Source organism: Aliikangiella marina (genome assembly GCF_007004765.1).
Lineage (GTDB): Bacteria > Pseudomonadota > Gammaproteobacteria > Enterobacterales > Kangiellaceae > Aliikangiella > Aliikangiella marina.
In genome coordinates this window covers 178,031-198,674 of sequence record NZ_VIKR01000004.1, presented here as the reverse complement: position 1 = coordinate 198,674, position 20,644 = coordinate 178,031, and the positions used below count along the sequence as shown (strand labels likewise).

Below are 20,644 nucleotides of genomic sequence, written 5' to 3'. Positions count from 1 at the left end.
AACAAGGATATTTTAATGTCATACGTTTTCCTGGCACAAATCGTCGAATCCTCAAATGGGACAGTAAAGCAAATTAATAAACAGCATTTTTGTGTTGAGCTATCAGCATTAGTTGAATTGCTATCGGTCAAAGAGTTACGCGCAATATTTGACGAATGTATTGCTAATGGTCTTAATATTGACTGTATCACTAAAGCAAATGCTTCGGCTTATGAAGATTCACGATTCGAACATGTGTCTTTTAAGCCCGATGATGTGAAAGCCCAATTGATATCCTTGTTAGAAAGCTTAGAAGCTGTCGATGTTTTAAAAGAATATTGTCATTATCAAGGTGTTTTTGATGAAGGTGGTAACGAAATTCAGGAAGCGATCGCTGAAATCAAAACTGAGGGTGTGGTGCGAGATTTTTACGGACGAATTAGCGCTTACGGGATAACTGAAGACTTTTCGGGACGTTCGACGCTAAATAAAAAAGAGCAAACAACTTTTCATCTCGATTCAAGTGAGGTCAGTCTTTTTAGGCCTATTAATGAAAAGAAAGGGATAATAGATATCGGTGGTGAATACAATTGGGAATTTAAGGAAGGTTTTGCATACGACCTGGATAAGAAAAAGTGGATAAAAGACGCCGCGATACCGAGAGGCCCGTTTAAAAATATAAGCAGTATTCATCAGTGTTGCCCTGCCAGTCTTGAAGAGGTCTTAGGAAAGATAATGCTATATTGTTACGACTTCCCTTTTCAAGATGTTGGCCCGCTTATTGTGGATGCGCAAACATTCAAGGCTATAACCCCATTTAAAATTGAACTACAAGAGGGTATGCGGTTGTATCGAACCAACGAAAAGGTCATCGGTACATACTCTAGAGGAGAACAACTCGATTGGCGTCTTAAAAAAGAGTCTTTTCTTGAGTGGTTGAGAAAAGAAGCCATGCTAATTTTGGAACTTTGTGATCGTGCTAATAGAGAAGACTTAGAGATTCAATTTATAGAAGGTTAAAGCTTACTGAATGATGCAAATTAAATGACACAGCCGACAAATGTCGCCAGTGTTTGTGTAGATTGGAGCATTACCAATTGCTTTAATAGCGACTTTGCTTTCAGTGGTTAATCGAGCACGTCTACTTTAAAAAGTTAGACAAATACGTCTTAAACGATAACTTAGATTCACATTTGCCTTGCATTACCAGACGACCTTTAATAGATTAGACAAGAATTGTTAATAAATCAGGCGAAGTAATTAATGAATAAAATGAAAATAGGTTTAGTGCTACTGGTTTTGCTCCAAATAAACGGAGTGGCCGCAACCGACTATTTGATACACGCCGGTCGTGTGTTAGATGTGAAGCAATTGGAAGTGAACAAATCGCAGTCCATTCGGATTAAAGACAATAAAATTGTGGCAGTTTTGGACGGGTATGTGCAACCTAAAGAGGGTGAGCAAGTCGTTGATTTAAAGTCGAAAACAGTAATGCCCGGCTTAATGGATATGCACGTACATCTATCCGGTCAGGGTAGCAAGAACTCTTATTCAGAAAAGTTTTTCATGAACGATACCGATGCCGCCTTGAGAAGTACGGTTTTTGCGAAAAAGACGCTTTATGCGGGTTTTACCACCGTACGCGATCTTGGCGAACACTATAAAGGTTTGCCGATTTCTTTGCGCAAAGCAATTGAACGAGGATATATCGAAGGGCCCAGAATCTATGCATCCGGTAAAAGTATTGCCACTACTGGGGGGCATGCTGACCCAACTAACGGGCTTCGCCACGATATGATGGGCGATCCGGGTCCCGAGCGAGGTGTTATCAATGGCCCTGCAGAGGCAATGAAGGCTGTACGCCAGCGATATAAAGAAGGCGCAGATGTCATTAAGTTGACGGTCACCGGCGGAGTCCTGAGCTTAGCGAAAAGCGGTTCTAACCCCCAGTTTACTGAAGAAGAGTTGCGCGCAGTTGTCGAAACTGCGAAAGATTATGATTTTGTTGTTGCGGTGCATGCACATGGAGCAGAGGGCATGAAACGTGCTGTCCGCGCTGGCGTTGATTCTGTAGAGCACGGTACTTACATGGACAATGAAACAATCCGCTTGATGAAAAAAAATGGCACTTATTACGTGCCAACGATCAGTGCCGGTAAATGGGTCGCCGAAAAAGCTGCGGAAGCGGGTTATTATCCGAAAGTGGTTCAACCAAAAGCGGCTGCCATTGGACCGAAAATACAAAGTACCTTTGCTAAAGCCTATGACAAAGGCGTCAAAATTGCTTTTGGCACGGATGCGGGGGTTTTCCCTCACGGGCTTAACGGTCGCGAATTCCGATATATGGTTGAGGCAGGCATGCCGGCATTTGAAGCGATTCAGTCGGCAACACTGAATACCGCGCAGCTGCTCAAAATCGAGGACCAAGTTGGAACGATAGAGCCAGGAATGTTGGCAGATATTGTTGCTGTTAATGGTGATCCTTTAAAAGACATCAAACTGATGGAGTCGGTCTCCTTCGTGATGAAAGACGGTAAAATCTATAAGAATCAATAACCTTCATGGCCCTCTCCAATTTCTCGAGAGGGCAATCCACAAGCTATGATTAATCTTTCCATATCAACCACTTACCTTAAACTGTGAAAAAAGTCTCATTTATTTATCAAGCATATCTAGTTTTTGCCGATAATTGAGATATCCGTTTAATCCTGATATCTGTGCGGTCGAGGGAATGATATCGAGGTAATCCACCTAGTGGGCCTTCTATGACACTAGTAATAATAAATATCGGAAATTAGTTAAACGGTTCATTAAATGTGTTGCATGTTCTTCGCTGACTAACAATCGATAATGTTTGTTGGGATTAGCGTCTAATTTGCTGGAAAAAGGGCTGCCTGATTCGAAAGGTCAGGTCCGCAAAGCTACCGGTCTAAGGGTGAAGTGTGAACCTAGGACAGCGGGGTTGCCAAAAAGCAAAGGGCCGTATCACAGGTCTTCTTTTTGTTCGATCTTGCGTTGCCTGGTGAATCAGGTATTGGGTTCAGACTTCCAATAAAAATTTGGAGTTGCCACATGCGCAAAAGAATTATCAGAACCGCTTTACGCCGACTAGGGTCGAGCGTTCTAACATTCTTTTTGTTGTCCGTTTCCGCTGCAATAAACGCCGCTTCCGTCAGTGGAATCGTCAAAGATCAGGCAGGAAATCCAATTGAAGGGGCAAGCGTTAGTCTCTATCAGGTTGTCGGTAATAACGTGACATTGGCGGGTAGTTTAACTCAAGTCGGTGCCGATGGCGCTTATTCATGGACTGTTGCTGATGGTGACTATTTCCTATTAACTTATTTTTATGCTGATGATGTCAGTATTGATGGCGAGCCCTACAATGCAACCCTCTCTTCTGAAGACTTTGTGGTAACAGGAGATTTAGTTAGAGATGTGACTTTTGATTTTGTGCAGTTATCTGGTCGCATAGTTGATGAAAACCAAGCACCGGTTTCAGGGGTTGAAGTGCAAACCAACAAACAATGGTTTGGTCCTGAAGTGGGCAGTCAAGGTAAGCTCTCTCAGCACAACGTTATCCATCAAAATTCAAGTAGTGTCTCTGATGTTAATGGAGACTATCAGGTTTTAGTTTTTTCAAGTGACACTTGTGTGGCGTCTGGCTATTACACGGAACCCAATGACTGCCTTTATGACGTGACCTATTCGCCAAGTGTGAATAGCGGATTTATCGAAAAGACTGTTAGTGATATCAATATCAATCAGAATGTTACTCAGGATGTCGAGTTAGCTTTTCAAGATCCGGTCGCGGCAAAAGTTCTCGCGGGTCCTTTTATTAAAAGTTTGACGAATACTTCAGTCGAAGTCATTTGGCAAACCGATAAACCTGCTTTGGGCTCAGTCGAGCTTGTTGGTGGTGCGACCATCGCCAGTGGTGTTTTAACACAATTCCATTCGGTAGCAATTGACGGACTCTCTGCTGCGACTAGTTATTCGGCAGTTGCGAAAACGATTGACGAAAATGGCAATGAGTCAATCGATAGGCCGTTTAATTTTACCACCGCTAGCACAGAAGATTCGACAGCGCCGCGCTTTGTACAAAATCCTTTTGCAACTGATCTGCGGGATGAGCAACTGACGGTTTCTTTTTGTGCGGATGAACCTGTTACTGGAACTCTCAATGTTGGGGAAGTTTCCGTTTCGCTACCTAGTCTATCGCGTTGTCATCAGGCTGAAGTATTCGACTTAATGCCGAATACCGACTATTTAGTCAATGCGGTAATTACTGATACAGCGGGTAATGGACCCACATCAAGTGTCGATATTGTGATACGAACACTTGCCGCGGCTGATTTAACGCCGCCACAACTGACATCAACTCCGATCGTTGTTGATATCTCTGACACCGCTGCGATCGTTTTATGGACCACCGATGAACCATCAACTAGTAGCGTTTCAGTGAATGATGGTTCGACATATCGAGTTATTCACAATAATGATCTTGTCACTATTCATTCCGTTCAAGTCACAGGGCTAACGGCAAGTTCGACTTACAACTTAGTAGCCTCTTCAAAAGATGCTGCCGGCAATGGTCCTGCAAACTCTGCGATCATTCAGTTTACTACTCAATCGGAACCTGATGTAACAGCACCGTTGATCTTAGGCCGGCCACTGATTCAAGATATTACTGACGTAAGCGCTAAAATAAGTTGGTTAACCGATGATTCCTCGACAACATTAGTTTTGTATGGTTCGAGTGAAAATGGATTAAGCCAAGTTGATATGTCACCTGGTTTTTCTACCCAGCACGAGCTAATTCTCACTGATTTAACGCCTGCAACCACTTATTACATTCAAGCTCAGTCAACTGATTTGGCGGCCAATAGCGTTACCAGTAATGTTTTTTCATTTACCACTGACACAGCCGGATTACCGCAACCGCCCAGTATCGTTACTGGACCCGTTATCGAACGACTCTATAGCGATAGCGTTACGCTTAACTGGTCAACTAACGTTAATGCCGACAGCCGTCTTGTTTGTGAATCTTTAGCGGGAACAAGTGAAGTTAATAAAACCGATCTCGTTAAAAATCATCGGCTGACGATGGTTGGTTTACTGGCAGAAACCGATTATCGCTGTGCTATTTATTCGACCGATGTGCGCGGCGTCATTTTAAATCAAACGCTCAGCTTTACTACGCCAGCCATTCCTGATGCAGTTCCGCCTCAATGCTCGGCGATTAATATTGCTGGGTATGGAGAAATCGCTGAGTTTACCTGGCAATCTGATGAGTTAGTTTCAGCGCAGCTGAGTTACAAAGTTAAAGCAGGCAACGAGTGGCGACAAAAAGTCGACTTCGAGGTCAAAGAAAATGGTGTATTTGTCTTATCAGGACTTACCCAAGAGACTGATTATGATCACCAGCTTACGCTAGTTGATTTATCGGGTAATGCGACAGATTGTAGTGCGGGAGAATTTAATTCTGGGGTACCGATCAGCATACCGAGCCCGAGCTTTACTATCGAACCATTCGTCGATCAGATTACCAGTGATTCAGCCGTAGTTAATTGGACTACCGAGAACTTCTCAACAGGTCAAGTGAGGTATGGACTGTCCGCAGGTAACTTAGACGAATTACAAGCGGATGTTGAGTTTACCGCTGAACATCGAGTGAATCTGATTGGTTTGTTACCAGACACGACTTACTATTTAGCAGTCGATGCATTGAATATTGAAGTCGCCAGCACGACTAGTAGCATTATTAGTTTTCAAACACGACCTTTACCGGTTAGCGAAGTTTTACCACCGAAAATAATTGCAGGCCCCTTTGTAAAAAATATTACCGATGTGTCAGCAGTTATCGAATGGACAACTGATCGTTTAGCTAATAGCCAGGTTGATATTGTTGGTGGAGATACTTTAATCAATGAAGACTTGGCAACTAATCATTCGATGGTTTTAGTTGGCTTAACGCCGGATACAGATTATCAAACGCTTGTATCATCGACGGATCAAAATGGCTTAACTTCAGAGACCAAACCCGCCAATTTTCGAACCCTACCAATTCCCGATACGATCCCGCCGAAGTTTATTAGTGGTCCGGACATTATCGCGATTGATTACAATAAGTTTACTTTAGAATTTTGTGCGGATGAGCCTGTTACTGCCATTGTATTGGTGAATGATACGAGCTACCCAATTAATGCAGCCTCAGTGTGTCACGAGTATACCGTTGAAGGATTGACACCTAACAGTGAATATCTTGTGGTTGTGGAAATTACTGATGTCGCTGGTAATGGACCGGTAGCCAGCGAGCCACTTCTGGTCGTAACTTTGCCATTTATTGATTTAGAAGCACCCATTATAACCGGACCTATTGTTACTGATATTACTGACACTTCTGCCATTGTGCGCTGGACGACGAACGAGGCTGCAGACAGTGGTGTTGAGTATACTGATGGTGTAATGGTTGATAGTTTGTTTAATGATGATCTTGTTAAAGAACATGTCATCTATTTGACTGGGCTCACACCAAACACGACTTATACATTAACCGCTGCCTCGAGTGATGCTTTTGGCAATGGACCAACAGTATCAGAACCTGTTGAATTCACCACTTTAGGTGAACCAGATACGACTCCACCTAAAATTATTGCGGGACCTTTCGTAGAAGATATTACTACGAGTAGCGCAGTCGTTCTTTGGACAACCGATGAAGCCGCAACAAGCGTTGTTCATCTTGGACTGAGCGAAAATGATTTAAATCAACAATTCACGGTCTCTGGATTTAATCAAGATCACATCGTGCCTTTGACAGGATTAACCGCTGATACTTTGTATTATTTCCAAGTTGAATCAAGCGATCCTTCCGGCAATACCGTGGTGAGCGATGTATTGAGTTTTAGAACCTTACAAGAATTACCGGCACCCTTAGCAATTATCAACGGACCGAATGTCGATAACGTGACTGATACTTCGTTAACCATTGGTTGGGAAACAAATTACAACGCTGATAGCCGATTAGTCTGCGAAACCGATAAGGTCGAAGGAGAAAATGTCGCTCAGCATTTATTACAGTCATTTTTCTTAAACAAAAACACGGCGAGAATAAGTCGTGTTGATGCGTCTAAAGCGATCAAAGATCAGTATATTGTTTTGTTGAAAGATAGTTATGCCCCTGCGGTGTTCGGTTCTGCCGATAGTCAAACGGTTATTCCTTTTAGTCAGCTGACTCTCGAACAAAGAAAACTTCAACTACAAACAACCGCGATGGAAATCGCCAATCAAGTTAATGGTGAAATCATTCAACAGTATCCTAATGCGGTGAATGGGTTTGTAATCAAAATGTCGCCTAGCGAATTGGTTGATTTGCAGAAGGACCCTCGCATTATGATGATTGAGCAAGATCAAGTGATGCGTGCCTATGATACTCAGTCAGGTGCCACCTGGGGACTTGATCGAATTGACCAACAAGATTTGCCGTTATCCACCGACTACACCTATCAACTTGATGGTTCTGGCGTTAATGCATACGTAATTGATACAGGCGTGAATATCGGTCACAGTGAATTTGTCGGTCGTGCGACATCGGGTTGGGATTTTGTCGACAACGATGCTGATGCTTCCGATTGTAATGGCCATGGTACTCATGTTGCCGGCTCACTTGGTGGCACGATTTATGGCGTTGCTAAAAACGTTAACATAACAGCAGTTAAGGTTTTAGGTTGTAATGGTTCTGGCTCGAATTCTGGTGTTATTGCAGGTGTCGATTGGGTTGCTGGGAACGCGTCATTGCCTGCAGTCGCTAATATGAGTTTGGGGGGCGGAAGCTCGCCTGCGCTAGATACGGCCGTTAACAATGCAATTAATACTGGCGTCACTTTTGTTGTTGCTGCGGGTAACTCGAATATTAATGCCTGCTATGGTTCACCGAACCGTGTTCCTGCCGCAATAACCGTTGCATCATCAACCGCTGCTGATGCTCGTTCAAGTTTTTCTAATTGGGGGGCCTGTGTTGATCTCTTTGCCCCGGGTTCTAGCATCAATGCCGCGTGGCATACAGGTGGTTTTAATACGATTAGCGGAACATCGATGGCTGCACCTCATGTTGCTGGTGCAGTCGCCATGTATTTACAAGCTAATCCCAGCGCACTGCCAAGTGAAGTGAGCAGTAGTTTAAGTGGCTTTGCAACTCAAGATAAAATTTCTAACCCAGCAGGTTCACCTAATCTGCTACTAAATGTCGAGTTTGATGGTGATAGCCAAACACCTCCGCCTCCACCACCACTGCCGGTTGAGAAAGTTCGTTTTGAAGTGAGTGATGACGCCCTAACGAAAATTCATTCATTGACATTAACGGGATTAACAGCAAGCACAAATTACCAATGTAGTGTTTATTCAACAGACATAGCTGGTGCCACCGTGTCTGCAGATATTAATGCATCGACAGGCGCGTCACCTGATACGATTCCGCCAAGTTGTAATGGAAGTGCTAGCATCACCGTGTATACCGATTCTGCGCTGATTGGCTGGGGAGCGAATGAGCCAACCATAGCCACCATTGAATATCGTGTGGTTGGTGAGCAAGACTGGCAGCGAGCAAGTACCATTAATTTCTTAGCTAATGATTCGTTATTGTTAACCGGATTAGCGTCTGAAACCAGTTACGAATATCAAGTTATTATTGAAGATCGTGCAGGTAATCAATCCTTGTGTATTGATGGAGAGTTTACGACTCTACCGGAAGAAGTCACACCGCTCCCTGTTTTCAGTATTCAACCTATTGTGAGCAATATTACTGAGACCAGCGCGACTGTCAGCTGGGCTACTTTAGATGCTTCAACAGGAGTCGTGCGTTACGGTTTGTCGGATACTAATCTGAATAATTCAAACGTTGACGCAAATCTATCGACAGAGCATAGTATTAATTTGCAAAACCTTGAGGGTAATACCACTTATTATCTGCAAGTCGATGCCCTGAATATTTTAAATCAATCAACTTCCAGTGCGATCATTAATTTTACCACACCGCATCCTAACAATGATTTAGATAATGACGGTATTATCAATGAAAATGATAATTGTCCGCTGGTACCCAATTCCGACCAACTTGATGCGGATGGAGACGGACGGGGAGATGTCTGTGATGATAGCGATGCGACCTTGCCGGGACCCAATGGCGCTAATCTTCGCGGTATAGTCACCGGTGAGGGTAGCCCGATCGAAGGTGCTGAAGTCACTTTATACAACCAAGATGCGCAAGCATTACAATCAGTAATGACTGCGGCTGATGGTTCTTATGAATTTCAATATCTATCATCTGGAGAATATTTAATCGGCGTAACACCGCCAAGTAATTCAGATTTCAGTGCACCACCTCTGGACACAATTTTGATTCAAGATGAGGATTTAGTGCACTGGATTACCTTGATTGGTGACGCTAATGTGTTATCCGGCCACTTAAAAGATCTTCAAGGTCGAGCAATCGATAATGTTCAAGTAAGCTTGCATTTACAAACCACTGGTAATCAAGTGGGTAATCGCGTGACGACTGACCAAAATGGTTATTTTGAATTTCCGGTTGCGCCGGGAACCTATAAATTGCGACCGCTGATCGATGTATTTGGCTCTCAAGCGCAAACTATTCCGAGTTATCCGGTTCCAGATTTTGCCTCAGTAATCGATGGTTTAGAAAATATATCAGTTACTGGCAACGTGACGATCGATCTTGAGCTCCCCTTTGTAATTCTTTCGGGTCAAACATTAGATACAGGTGGTAATCCAATTGCCGGCGTTGGTTTAACCATTCGCCATCAATATCAAGACTCAGGTCAAGGCTTTTACTTAGATAATTATGGTAGCGACTCGGGTAGTTATTCAATCTCCGACAATGCGGGTAACTTTAGCTTTGCACTCTTTGCCAATCAGTCATTCGACTTGGTTCTTGTTCCGCCAGCCAGCCGGTTGGACTTGGCTGCGACTTCATTCAGTAACGTTAATCTATCAACCGATACTAACCAAAACTTCACCTTAGTCGCAGGTGAAGCATTATCGGGTTACTTGAGAGATTCACAAGGTCGCGCAATAGACCATACCCAAGTAACATTGCACGACCAAATCAGTGACGATCAAATCGGTCGAGAAATTTATACTGATGAAAATGGCTTTTATCAGTTTCAAGTAGAGCCCGGAACTTACAAAATAAAACCACACCTGAATCCGTTTGGCGCTTCACTTGTTGGTGGTTCGCTACCCAGTTATCCATTACCAGATTTTGCCACAGAGTTATTTGCCGAAGAAAATATCGCCGTCACTGGGGCAACTACTCAAGATGTAGTAGTACCTTTGGCGATACTAACGGGAACAACCCTGGATAGTCTTGGCAATCCGGTCGCCGATGTCGCCCTAAAAATTAGTCACATTTTTCATGATAATAACTCAAGCTTCTACTTAGAAAGCGCTGGTACATCAGCGAATACGCACGCTAAATCCGATGCGAGTGGTAACTTCACAGTCGCTATGTTTGCCGACCAAGCGACGGATATCATTTTTACGCCGCCGATTGAAAACCGCGATGTCGCAGCGACTAAGTTTGCTGCTTATAGCATCAGTGGTGATAGCAGCGACACTTTCGTTATTTCAGGTGCGATTACCGTACCTGGAACACTGTCTGATTCGCAAGGTAATCCGATTGACAACGTTAAGTTGACGATCGTCGATCAAGTGAATAATCAGCCCGTTGATATTGATGTGGTTACTGATGCTAGTGGTTACTTTGAATTTAAAGTGGCTCCCGGTAATTACAAAATAAGACCTTACTTAACGGCCAATGATCCAGTAGAGCAAGCCTATCCTTTGCCTGACTTTGCGGCGGCTTATTATTTACCGAATAATTTGTCGGTAAGTGCTGTTACCGTTTTAGATATTGTACTCCCGATTTCAATTCTTTCTGGAAAAGCCTTGGATGCAAATGGTGTTGCTGTGCCGGGTGTTAAGTTGAGAAGCGATCATGCAGTGACTGATAGCGGAGTGAGTTATTACCTCGAGAATAGTGGTGATACGGTAAATAGTAACGCCCTGACGGATGAACAAGGTCAGTTTGGATTTGCCATTTTTAATAATCAACAGACTGATATTTTAGTTAATCCGCCATTGCAGTCTGGTTTCGCGATTACAAATGTCAGTCATGAAATTTCGCAGCAGACCTCAGAAACAATTTATTTGCTGCATACCGATAATGCGCCAATAATTATCGCGGGGCCGATAGTCAGAAAAATTACTGAGAACTCAGCGATAGTTGAATGGCAGACCGATAAACCTGGGACCAGTGTTTTAGATTTGTCTAATGGGACTGGTATTGAGCGCAGTGAGTTGAGTTTGAACCACTCAATAATACTGACGGGGTTAGATCCGATTACGCAATACTTCGTTGATGTTCATTCTGTCGATAAATCGGGCCAAGCAACCGCGACTCGCAGTACCAGCTTTACCACTTTGGATTTACCTGATAATAAAGCCCCTGAATTTGTTGAAGGTCCACATTTCGTGAATATCACTCACGAACACTTTGTCGTGTGGTTCTGTGCTAACGAGATTGTCACCGGTGAAATTGCTATTGGTGATGAAAGGTTTGAATTAAATAATCCAGGTGAGTGTCACGAATTATTGATTGATAATCGGTCGCCGAATACGCCGTATGAAGTCGTCGTTGAAATGACTGATTTAATTGGCAATGGCCCAACAGCGAGTCTGCCTAAAACGGTAACAACATTACCGGCACCGGATGTCAATCCGCCTGTGATATTACTCACCCCTATTGTTATCGATATTTCTGATACTGAAGCGACAGTGATTTGGACGACGGATGAGCCTTCAACCAGTGGTGTGTCTTATAATGATGGTGAGAATTTCCATGTCGTCACCGATGAAAACTTAGTGGTAGAACATTCAATCCCATTAGTTGATTTGTTACCTGAAACAACTTATTTGTTAACGGTTTCATCGACCGACGGAGAAGGCAATGGGCCGACGCTGAGTGGACAAATCAGCTTTACCACTCTGGCATCGCCTGATACTGAAGCTCCTGTTTTTTTGGGTAGTCCTTTAATTCAAAATATCACCCATCAAAGTGTTGTTATTCGTTGGGAAACTAGCGAACCAGCAACAACCATGTTGGTGATCGGTACCTCACCGGATGATCTGAATCAACTTGAATCGAAAAATGGCATGCGGACTTTCCATAATTTACCAGTAACAGGATTACAACCGGATACGGTCTATTACTTCCGAGTCAAAGCGCAGGATGCTGCTGGCAATATTAGAGAGAGTGAAGTGATGTCTTTCCGTACAAAAGTGCGCGGTCATCAAGGTAATCCTCATTTTATGGAAGATGTCAGAATCATAAAACTGACCTACAAAAAACTGATGGTTTATTGGCGAACTGATGTCAACGCTGATGGCCGTTTAGTGTGTACCGGTGGCGGTGAGACGCGCGAAGCTAATCAAGCGCGTCGAAGCAAGCATCACTATTTATACCTAACTAATCTTGTTCAGGGAGCGGTTTATCAATGTAACGCATATTCAACTGATCATCATGGTTACACTGCTAGCGTGTCGCTCGAGCCTATTACTATTCCGTTAGCGAGCAGTTGTGGGGATGACGATGATGATTGTGATGATAATCTAAACTCATCCGCTGAAGGTTCAAACGCATTTCTAGAAACTTTGGCTGCGGATCCTGTGGTATCAACCCCGGTGGTTCGAGGTTTTGGTGATAAAGCAATTGTTGAAATGATGACAGATGAATTTACTTCGGTACTTGTTCAATACAGGAAAGTGGGAGAAACAACTTGGTCGCAAACGGGTAACCTTGTGCCTGCAGAGTCCCACGTAGTTGTAGTTTCAGGACTTGAACCTGCGACTAGTTATGAGTTGAAAGCGACGTTATCAGACTTTTCAGCGAATGTGACCGAAACGGATTTAGTGACTTTTGACACTGGAGTCGAATCTCATTTACTGGCCCCCGTGTTCTTAACACAGCCGGATGCAAGCTTTATTAGTGCTACCTCGGCGTTAGTCAGTTGGCAGAACACTGATTATGCATACGCACAAATAAAATTTGGAACGAGTGCGAGCAATTTAGTCGATAGAGAAGCTAATTTTGGAGCGTTCAATGAACATGCGGTAACCCTGGTTGAACTAGAACCTGCGACAACTTATTTTGTCGAAGTCATCGCTTACAACATCGCCGGTGAAGCAACCACAAGTGAATTACTGAGCTTTACAACCTCTGCGCTCAATACAGTCATTGATAGTGATGGCGACGGCATGACTGATGCTTGGGAAATAGCCAATGGATTAAATGCTCAAGACGCCAGCGATGCGGTACTCGATGATGATAATGATGGCTTATCGAATCTAGAAGAGTTTAATGCGCAAACCGATCCGGCTAACGCTGACAGCGATGGCGATGGTATGCCCGATGGATGGGAAGTTGATCGCGATCTGAATCCGAACGATGCCTCTGATGCAACCGAAGATAGAGACGGTGATGGGGTTTCAAATTTAGATGAATATTTAAATGCGTCGGATACCATCGCGCCAACAATTACGCTTGATTCTATTGTTACTATTAATGCGACAGGTGCGTTAACAGAAATTCCAACCAACAATGTCTCGGCTTCAGATAACGTCGATGGCGCTGTTGCTGTTGTTATTGACGGTGATAGCGAATTACGACCTGGTTCGCACCAAGTGGTTTGGAGTGCAGTAGATAGTTCAGGAAACCGGGCTATAGCCACTCAAACGGTTAATATTGTTCCTCAACTGCTGATCAGTGAAGGACGGGTTTCAGGCGAGGATAATTTGATTACCTTGGATGTCTCTTTATCCGGCGATGCCGCCATTTATCCTGTCGATATTCAGTTTACCCTTGATGGCAGCGTCTCGACCGATGACTATGTTTTAGTCGCGGGCGGTGGTTTGCAAGAGGGCTTTACCCAAAGCGGAGGAACCCTATCAATCACTAGTGACGATAAAACCAGTTTGCTCATTCAGATTGTTGAAGACAACTTGGCCGAAAGCGATGAGTTACTTAATATTAATTTGACCAGTGCATCCAACGCTGTGTTAGCGAGTAACACCACTCATCAAATTACGATTAGTGAATCGAATGCAACACCGAGAGTCTCTTTGAGTGCCGAACAAGGTGGCATTCAAGTGACCACTGTGACCCAGGATGGTGGTGAAGTTATCTTGTATGCTTCAATATCCGATGGTAATGCAATCGATAGTCACTCGGTTAATTGGAGCGGTGTGAACAATGCGACCATTGCTATTGATCCAATCGCTCACACTTTAACCTTTGATCCAACCTTAGTAGATATTGGTCTGTTTAGTTCTTCAGTGATTGTTTCTGATGATGGCGTACCGTCGGAATCGGTGAGCGCAACGATTAATCTTAATGTGATTGCGAGCGCACCTGCTTTATCAGCCAATGTCGATAGCGATGGAGATGGTTTATCTGATGCGGAAGAAGGGTTGCAGGATTCCGATAATGATGGCATTGCGGATTATCTTGATAGCATATCAACGGCAAACATTATTCAACTGGCAACTGGTGGGAACGGTAATAATCTATTGATGGAAGCTGATGCCGGTGTTGAGTTGGTGATGGGAGCGACGGCAGTCAGTAATAACCAAGGTGGAATCCATTTATCTGAATCATCATTAGAAAATAGTATTGCATACCAGTCCCATGGAAGTGATAACTTGTTTATTAATGTCGGGCGATGGTTTGATTTTGAAGTTCGCAATCTTCCAGTGATTGGACAGTCGGTTCAAGTCGTCATTGCATTGGCTGAGCCAATTCCGGCCAATGCGACTTACCGTAAACTTCATCCACTCAATGGTTGGCAAGATTTTGTAGTAGATAGTAATAACCGCTTGTATTCTACCGCAAGTAATTCTGGTGCTTGTCCTGCACCGGGAGACAGTGCTTATTCAATCGGACTGAATCAAGGCGACAACTGCTTGATGATGGTCATCGAAGATGGCGGCTTAAATGATGATGACGAGATAGCTAACGGCACCGTGGTTGACCCAGGAGGAATTGCACGACCGATTCCGGAAGCGCCTGAAGTATCAATTGTTACTGTGGCTAATGTAACTGAAGGCGATACTGTTTCGCTGGAAGCCGATGTAGTAAACAATGGCAATGCAATTGTTGCTTACCAATGGGAGCGAATTAGCGGTCCGATCATTAACATTAACAATGCTAACCAAGCGACTGCCAATATCACTAATGTCCCGGCTGGTAATATTGAGCTTCGTCTTTCAGTGACTGACGATAGAAGCCGAGTAGTTACTGATACCATTGTGATAATCGTAGCGGAAAAAGCCGATGAAACGACACAGCCAGAAACGAACAGTGGATCTGGTGGCGGCGGTGGTTCGTTTAGTTTTTATATGCTTCTACTGTGGCTTATTTTTAGTCAACGAAATAGCTCTAGGCGGTCTAGTCGGCAATAGGTTTTTATGCATAACAGGGACTGAATGTGAGTCCCTGCAACGTTTAAAACTTTAGTCTCGCTTTTCATAATTCTTTTCGCCTGCTTCAATACTGAAACTCAATCGATTTTGTGGTGGAATGAGTGGGCAGGTTGCATAATCGGTAAATGCGCAAGGGGGGTTATAAGCACGATTAAAGTCTAAAAGTATTTTGCCGCTTTCGTCAGGTCTGGCAAATTTTAGGTATCTGCCGGCATCATAAGTGTCTTTTCCGTTTGTCGTATCTCCGAAAAGCAAATAAAGCGGAGAGTCAGGTCCATAATCCACAACCTCTAATCGTCCCTTTTTACCCTTATAGGTAAAGTCGACGAAGCCCGCTGATTTTTCTTTGCGATTGGTGCCATAGACGGTAGCGACACTAATAATAGTGGGTTCTTTATGAGGCGTTAATTTGGCTTTCACAATAGCGGATTGATCGAATGGATAGAATTTGGAACCATGATAGGAATTCGCTATTGGCGAGTTATTATCGATTAAACGAATAGCATAGTTTCCTTCTCTTTCGATGACGAAAAATTCAAAGTTCTCAAAACTGACCGGTGTAGCTTCTTTGATTGAGAGTATGGCAGATTTTTTTATTTGCCCATCAATCATCAAGTTATTTAGCCTGCTTTCAAAAAACACTTGCTTGTTTTTTACTTGAATAATTCCTACCTGTTTAGGGGCGTGCGCGGGAAAGCGATGCTCATTGCTTGAATCGGAACCTAAACTATTTTCACCGGGCTCTAACCAATAAAGCCCAGCGAGTGATAACCAACCCCCTTTTCCTTTGAGCCCTTTTTCATAATCAGTTTTCCACTGTTGCCAATAACCCAGATAATCCGGTTGAGGATTTGAAGCGCAAGAAAAAAGCGAAAAAATAATGAGTGTTGTGACAACAAATTTTATTGTAGCCATTGGCTTAGCTCTGCAACTGAATAGATTGGTAAAGCATAACAAAAGACTCGCGCGGAGGAAAACTGCTGGTTTAGACACAAAAAAGCCTCTCAATCGAGAGGCTTTTTATTGAACCGTAAAAAACGTTTAAAGTTGATAGCTTATCGCTTCTCTAGCGAGTTGCTTGGCGTCATCACAGCGCTTAATATCAGACGAGTCAAACACGTATATTAAATCTTTTTTGTCTTGATAGTCGCTAAAAATTAATGTGATGTGCTCATCTGATTTGAGAGAACGCATTGTTGCGCCATAATCGCAAAGTGTTGAGATAATAGCATCAGATTTTAATTGGGTACTTTCGATGTATTTTTGGTCTCGTTTTTTCCGATATTCGGCCATCGATTTTTTGTACTCATCCATTTTATCATTGAGGACTTCGACTTTTTGCTCAAGCTCGCGCTTGACTTGTTCTAATTCTTTAGAGCGCTTTTCTTCTCGAACACTTTTACGTTCAAGGTTGCGTATTTCACGTTGTAGCTCTCTGACTTCACTGCGTTGCTCACGATGTCTCTCTCGCATTTCTTCTAATGCTTGCATCCGCTTTTCATAGGCTTCAAAGTATTCTTCATAATCAACTGAAAGATCTGGTACTGGCTCGACAACCGAGGGTGCTTCAGGTGGCATGGGGACTTCTGCCAGCGCATTGCCAACTTCTGAGGCAATTACACCGACCATTTGACCGATTCCTTCACCAAATGCTCCCCAGTCTGATTGACCGAAAGCATTGCGACCAAAATTGAATGTGAATACCATACCTTGTTTAGCTAAATAGGTCGCTTGAACCTTTTTTGAGCCTGGAAAGCGGACATTCTGAGTCGAAATATCCTCCAGAGAGGTTTCAAAAATTTTACTCATAATCCTAAGCTCTTTTTGAGCGCGGTTATAATCATCACTTGCTTGAACAACCGACGCCGTTCCGAGCATTGCGATTGCGCCTAGTGAAGCAACGAAAGTTGTCTTTAAGGATTTTTTGATTACTGCATGGGTTTTCATTACTTGTCTCCCTCAGAATAATTAGCAGACTGGATTAACTGACTAATGTACTGGTTATTTTCAATTTGATTTTGCGCGAGTGATAGCAACTCTTTATCGAGTTTGGCTTGATCTTCAAAACGTTGAGTCTGGATCCCGGTGACAATGAAGTTCAAATCATCGCGACGTTCTTCACGGGTTTTGTCGAGCATGTCAGCCATCATTAATTTACGGGCAGTATCTTGTTTATCTGCGGCGGCAACAAATCTAGCATCGAGCAGGGTGTCTTGTTGCTGCTTATATTCCGCTAACTTCCGCTCAACGATTGCATCGACATTAGCTTGGCTACCAAAAGCGATTTGTAGGCCGTTCTCACTTGTGGAAATGTTGACCTGAAAAACGACCATCAAAATTGCCATCGCTGAAGCTGCTAACGAAGTCCAATTCAGCCAACTGCTGGTCTGTTGACGTGGACGAACTGCATACTCTGTCCGATGCCATTCTGGTACAGGCTGATCTTGCCAGCGGGCGGCCGTTTGGGTTAACGCCACAGCATTAAGATAAGCCTCTTTACAACTGGGGCATTCAGCCATAGCGTCTTCGACTTGTTTGCGCATGACTGGCGACAGCTTACCATCAATGTAGTCGATTAGATGATCAGTAACTACTTGGTGATCACACAACATTTTGAACCTCCATATGGCCTTTCAATTTTTGCAAGGCGGCGTAAAGTCTGGTTTTTAGAGTGCTAACGGCGACGCCGGTTTGTTGGCTAATCTCTTCAAAGGTAAAATGTTGAAAAAATTTCAGCTCAACAACCATGCGATGCTCCTCTGAGAGTGTCGCTAGTACTTTCATAATTTGTTTGTTTTCTGCGTATTCTTCGTAATCAGAATGAGGCGAGTCATGTGTGTGAAACTCATCGTCCAACACATCGCCGGCTTGGTGTAATGGGTTTCTTCCTCGGGATCTTAAAAAGTCAGTCGTTTTGTTTGCGGCAATTCGCATCATCCAACTTTTAAATTTTCCGTCGCCGCGGTAAGCGGGTAAGTTCCGATAAACGGCAAGATAAACCTCTTGCATGAGGTCCATCGCGTCAGAGTTATTAAAGGTCATTCGGTAGCAGTAGTTGTACACCAGCCCTTCGTAACGCTTGACTAAAGAAACCCAACTAGACTGCGAGCCACCGAGCGCTTTTTCTATCAGTTTTTCGTCTTTTCTCAGCTGGAACATAGTTTTCCAATTAATTTATCATGATGAATATTAGTGAGTTGTTGCTTATGTCGACGATAGATTGCAAATAGTTTGGAAATTTTTGGATTTTTCTTATCGATCAGACGATATCTCTTCATTAGCGACCCATTGTTGCTGTAATAAGTGTAACTTAAACAAGCGTAGTGAGGCTAACTATATGAATATTAAGGATTTACAAAACTCTTAACAACTTTCCAGTGGTCAAACATTAAAAATGATATCATAATGATATCAAATAGAAATTTGGGGTTCTTATAAGGAGAACAATATGATTCAAGAAAAAGTGATAAAAGCGCCTAACGGGATTATGTTTTTGCTGGTTTTATTTATCGCGCAGGTTGCCAGTATTTTATTGATGGTCAACCTAGCGAAAACGGGACCGGTTGGCGCAATACTCAGTGGCCTTCTAGTGCTAGTTATATTTATTTGTTGGTTTGGGTTCTTTATGGTGAACCCAAAAGAAGGGCGAGTTTTACAATTGTTTGGTAAATATGTGGGTACCGTGCATGAGCCAGGCTTAAGGTGGGCAAATCCTTTTTATTCAAAGCTTCGTGTGTCGCTTCGAGTAAGAAACTTCGAAAGTGGTAAGTTAAAAGTTAACGATAAAAACGGTAATCCAATCGAAATTGCGGCAGTGATTGTATGGGAAGTTGTAGATACTGCTGAGGCTGTATTCCAAGTCGATGATTACGAAGACTTTGTCTCCATCCAAAGCGAGGCTGCCTTGAGAAATTTGGCGACTAGCTACGCCTATGACAATCATGAAGGAGAAACTATTGCACTACGCAGTAATCCCATCGAAATCTCTGATGCACTTAAAGATGAGGTGCAAGCGAGATTGGACAAAGCTGGCGTTAGAGTAATTGAGTCTAAAATTAGTCATTTAGCCTATGCGCCGGAGATAGCGAATGCAATGCTACGTCGCCAACAAGCAATGGCGATTATTGCAGCGCGCAAAAAGGTAGTAGAGGGGGCAGTCGGTATGGTTGAAATGGCGCTTCATCAACTAGCCGAAAGAGAAGTTGTCGATTTAGACTCTGAGCGACGCGCTGCGATGGTGAGCAATTTATTAGTCGTATTATGTAGTGATGACTCTGCGCAGCCAATCGTTAATGCTGGAAGCCTTTATTAAACACCCCTTAAGCTGAGTTGAAACAGATTAAACTCAGCTTTTTTCTGCTTATCGTTTGAGGTGATTTTAAGTGGCTAAAAAAGCTTTTCCATTAAGAATTAATCAAGAGGTTCTTGACGCGATGCAGCGTTGGGCTGATGATGAGTTGCGTAGCGTCAATGCTCAAATTGAATATGTTCTGCGTGATGCCTTGCGCAAAGCTGACCGAATCAAGTCCCCGACGTCCAGTCCTACCGAAATACCCGACCAGGAATGAGCGAGTCAATCCAAGACAATGTTTAGCCTTAAATAGCTCATTCTAATTATTTGTCCTAAGCAGCGCATTCTTTGATTTCTGAGGGGGATAGCGTCGCTCAAAAATCGCTATTTCCGTTGATAAAACCACTACAAGATAAGGGGATCTCGTCATAACGCCATTATTTAGCGTTATTTATGATTGCTTTTGCAACATTAAATAAATAATCTTCAAGGTAATAAAACGAAGTTAAAAAGACAGCAATAGCCAAGGCTTTTGAGGCAGGCGCCAAGACCTGGGACGGGGACTCTTTCTTGCGACTTAACAGTGAACGGCTTTTTGAGTCTTGCTTGTTAGTTTTTTGAGCGTTGATAAAAAGCTCAACTTCGCCAATATGACGACTATATAGCCAAACGACATTTTCCCGTTTGAGTTATTGCAGTTTGTTGATTGCCAATGTTTGGTGTGGGTTACTTTGGTTCATTCGGCAAGCTTTGAGCCATTTAGTGCCATCACTATGAGTACCTATTTTTTAGGTAAATTGTTCATATTTAGCGGACTAGCACTGG

At 43.2% G+C, this 20,644-nt stretch carries 9 protein-coding genes and 1 riboswitch; of the genes, 5 read left to right on the top strand and 4 right to left on the bottom strand.

Going from position 1 to position 20,644, the window contains the following annotated elements:
* Window positions 1–15: 15 nt before the first annotated feature.
* The 3 genes from FLL45_RS15610 (at window position 16) to FLL45_RS23225 (ending at window position 15,507) form a co-directional block, all read left to right on the top strand.
* Window positions 16–999, top strand: a complete 984-nt coding sequence (locus FLL45_RS15610) for a hypothetical protein (protein WP_142943025.1) — start codon at window positions 16–18, stop codon at window positions 997–999.
* A 243-nt stretch (window positions 1,000–1,242) separates the two neighbouring features.
* Window positions 1,243–2,535, top strand: coding sequence for a metal-dependent hydrolase family protein (locus tag FLL45_RS15605; protein ID WP_142943024.1), 1,293 nt, complete (start codon window positions 1,243–1,245; stop codon window positions 2,533–2,535).
* Between the two features lie 322 nt (window positions 2,536–2,857).
* Window positions 2,858–2,949: riboswitch (cyclic di-GMP riboswitch) on the top strand.
* A gap of 102 nt (window positions 2,950–3,051) precedes the next feature.
* Window positions 3,052–15,507, top strand: a complete 12,456-nt coding sequence (locus tag FLL45_RS23225) for a fibronectin type III domain-containing protein (RefSeq protein ID WP_142943023.1) — start codon at window positions 3,052–3,054, stop codon at window positions 15,505–15,507.
* A 51-nt stretch (window positions 15,508–15,558) separates the two neighbouring features.
* Here FLL45_RS23225 and FLL45_RS15595 read toward each other — a convergent pair whose 3' ends face one another.
* From FLL45_RS15595 to FLL45_RS15580, 4 genes are all read right to left on the bottom strand, one after another.
* A complete protein-coding gene (locus FLL45_RS15595; protein ID WP_142943021.1) occupies window positions 15,559–16,443 on the bottom strand; it encodes a DUF1684 domain-containing protein in 885 nt (294 codons plus the stop codon).
* A 126-nt stretch (window positions 16,444–16,569) separates the two neighbouring features.
* A complete protein-coding gene (locus tag FLL45_RS15590) occupies window positions 16,570–17,475 on the bottom strand; it encodes a hypothetical protein (RefSeq protein WP_142943020.1) in 906 nt (301 codons plus the stop codon).
* The gene (locus tag FLL45_RS15585; protein WP_142943019.1) at window positions 17,475–18,140 is read right to left on the bottom strand and encodes an anti-sigma factor family protein; all 666 of its coding nucleotides are present in this window, start codon (window positions 18,138–18,140) and stop codon (window positions 17,475–17,477) included. The genes FLL45_RS15590 and FLL45_RS15585 overlap by 1 nt, the downstream gene beginning before the upstream one ends.
* Window positions 18,130–18,687, bottom strand: coding sequence for an RNA polymerase sigma factor (locus FLL45_RS15580; RefSeq protein ID WP_142943017.1), 558 nt, complete (start codon window positions 18,685–18,687; stop codon window positions 18,130–18,132). The genes FLL45_RS15585 and FLL45_RS15580 overlap by 11 nt, the downstream gene beginning before the upstream one ends.
* 289 nt (window positions 18,688–18,976) lie before the next feature.
* Here FLL45_RS15580 and FLL45_RS15575 point away from each other — a divergent pair, with 289 nt between their 5' ends.
* Together FLL45_RS15575 and FLL45_RS15570 are read left to right on the top strand one after the other, a co-directional pair.
* On the top strand, window positions 18,977–19,840 hold the full coding sequence (locus FLL45_RS15575; protein ID WP_142943016.1) for an SPFH domain-containing protein: 864 nt from the start codon (window positions 18,977–18,979) through the stop codon (window positions 19,838–19,840).
* 70 nt (window positions 19,841–19,910) lie between these two features.
* Complete coding sequence (locus FLL45_RS15570; protein ID WP_142943014.1) at window positions 19,911–20,096, top strand: type II toxin-antitoxin system antitoxin; 186 nt, start codon at window positions 19,911–19,913, stop codon at window positions 20,094–20,096.
* The last annotated feature ends 548 nt before the right edge of the window (window positions 20,097–20,644 follow it).

Bases quoted from the DNA above. Each gene is read 5' to 3' on its own strand.
- FLL45_RS15610 (WP_142943025.1), top strand. From the start codon at position 16: ATGTCATACGTTTTCCTGGCACAAATCGTCGAATCCTCAAATGGGACA.
- FLL45_RS15605 (WP_142943024.1), top strand. From the start codon at position 1,243: ATGAATAAAATGAAAATAGGTTTAGTGCTACTGGTTTTGCTCCAAATA.
- FLL45_RS23225 (WP_142943023.1), top strand. From the start codon at position 3,052: ATGCGCAAAAGAATTATCAGAACCGCTTTACGCCGACTAGGGTCGAGC.
- FLL45_RS15595 (WP_142943021.1), bottom strand. From the start codon at position 16,443: ATGGCTACAATAAAATTTGTTGTCACAACACTCATTATTTTTTCGCTT.
- FLL45_RS15590 (WP_142943020.1), bottom strand. From the start codon at position 17,475: ATGAAAACCCATGCAGTAATCAAAAAATCCTTAAAGACAACTTTCGTT.
- FLL45_RS15585 (WP_142943019.1), bottom strand. From the start codon at position 18,140: ATGTTGTGTGATCACCAAGTAGTTACTGATCATCTAATCGACTACATT.
- FLL45_RS15580 (WP_142943017.1), bottom strand. From the start codon at position 18,687: ATGTTCCAGCTGAGAAAAGACGAAAAACTGATAGAAAAAGCGCTCGGT.
- FLL45_RS15575 (WP_142943016.1), top strand. From the start codon at position 18,977: ATGATTCAAGAAAAAGTGATAAAAGCGCCTAACGGGATTATGTTTTTG.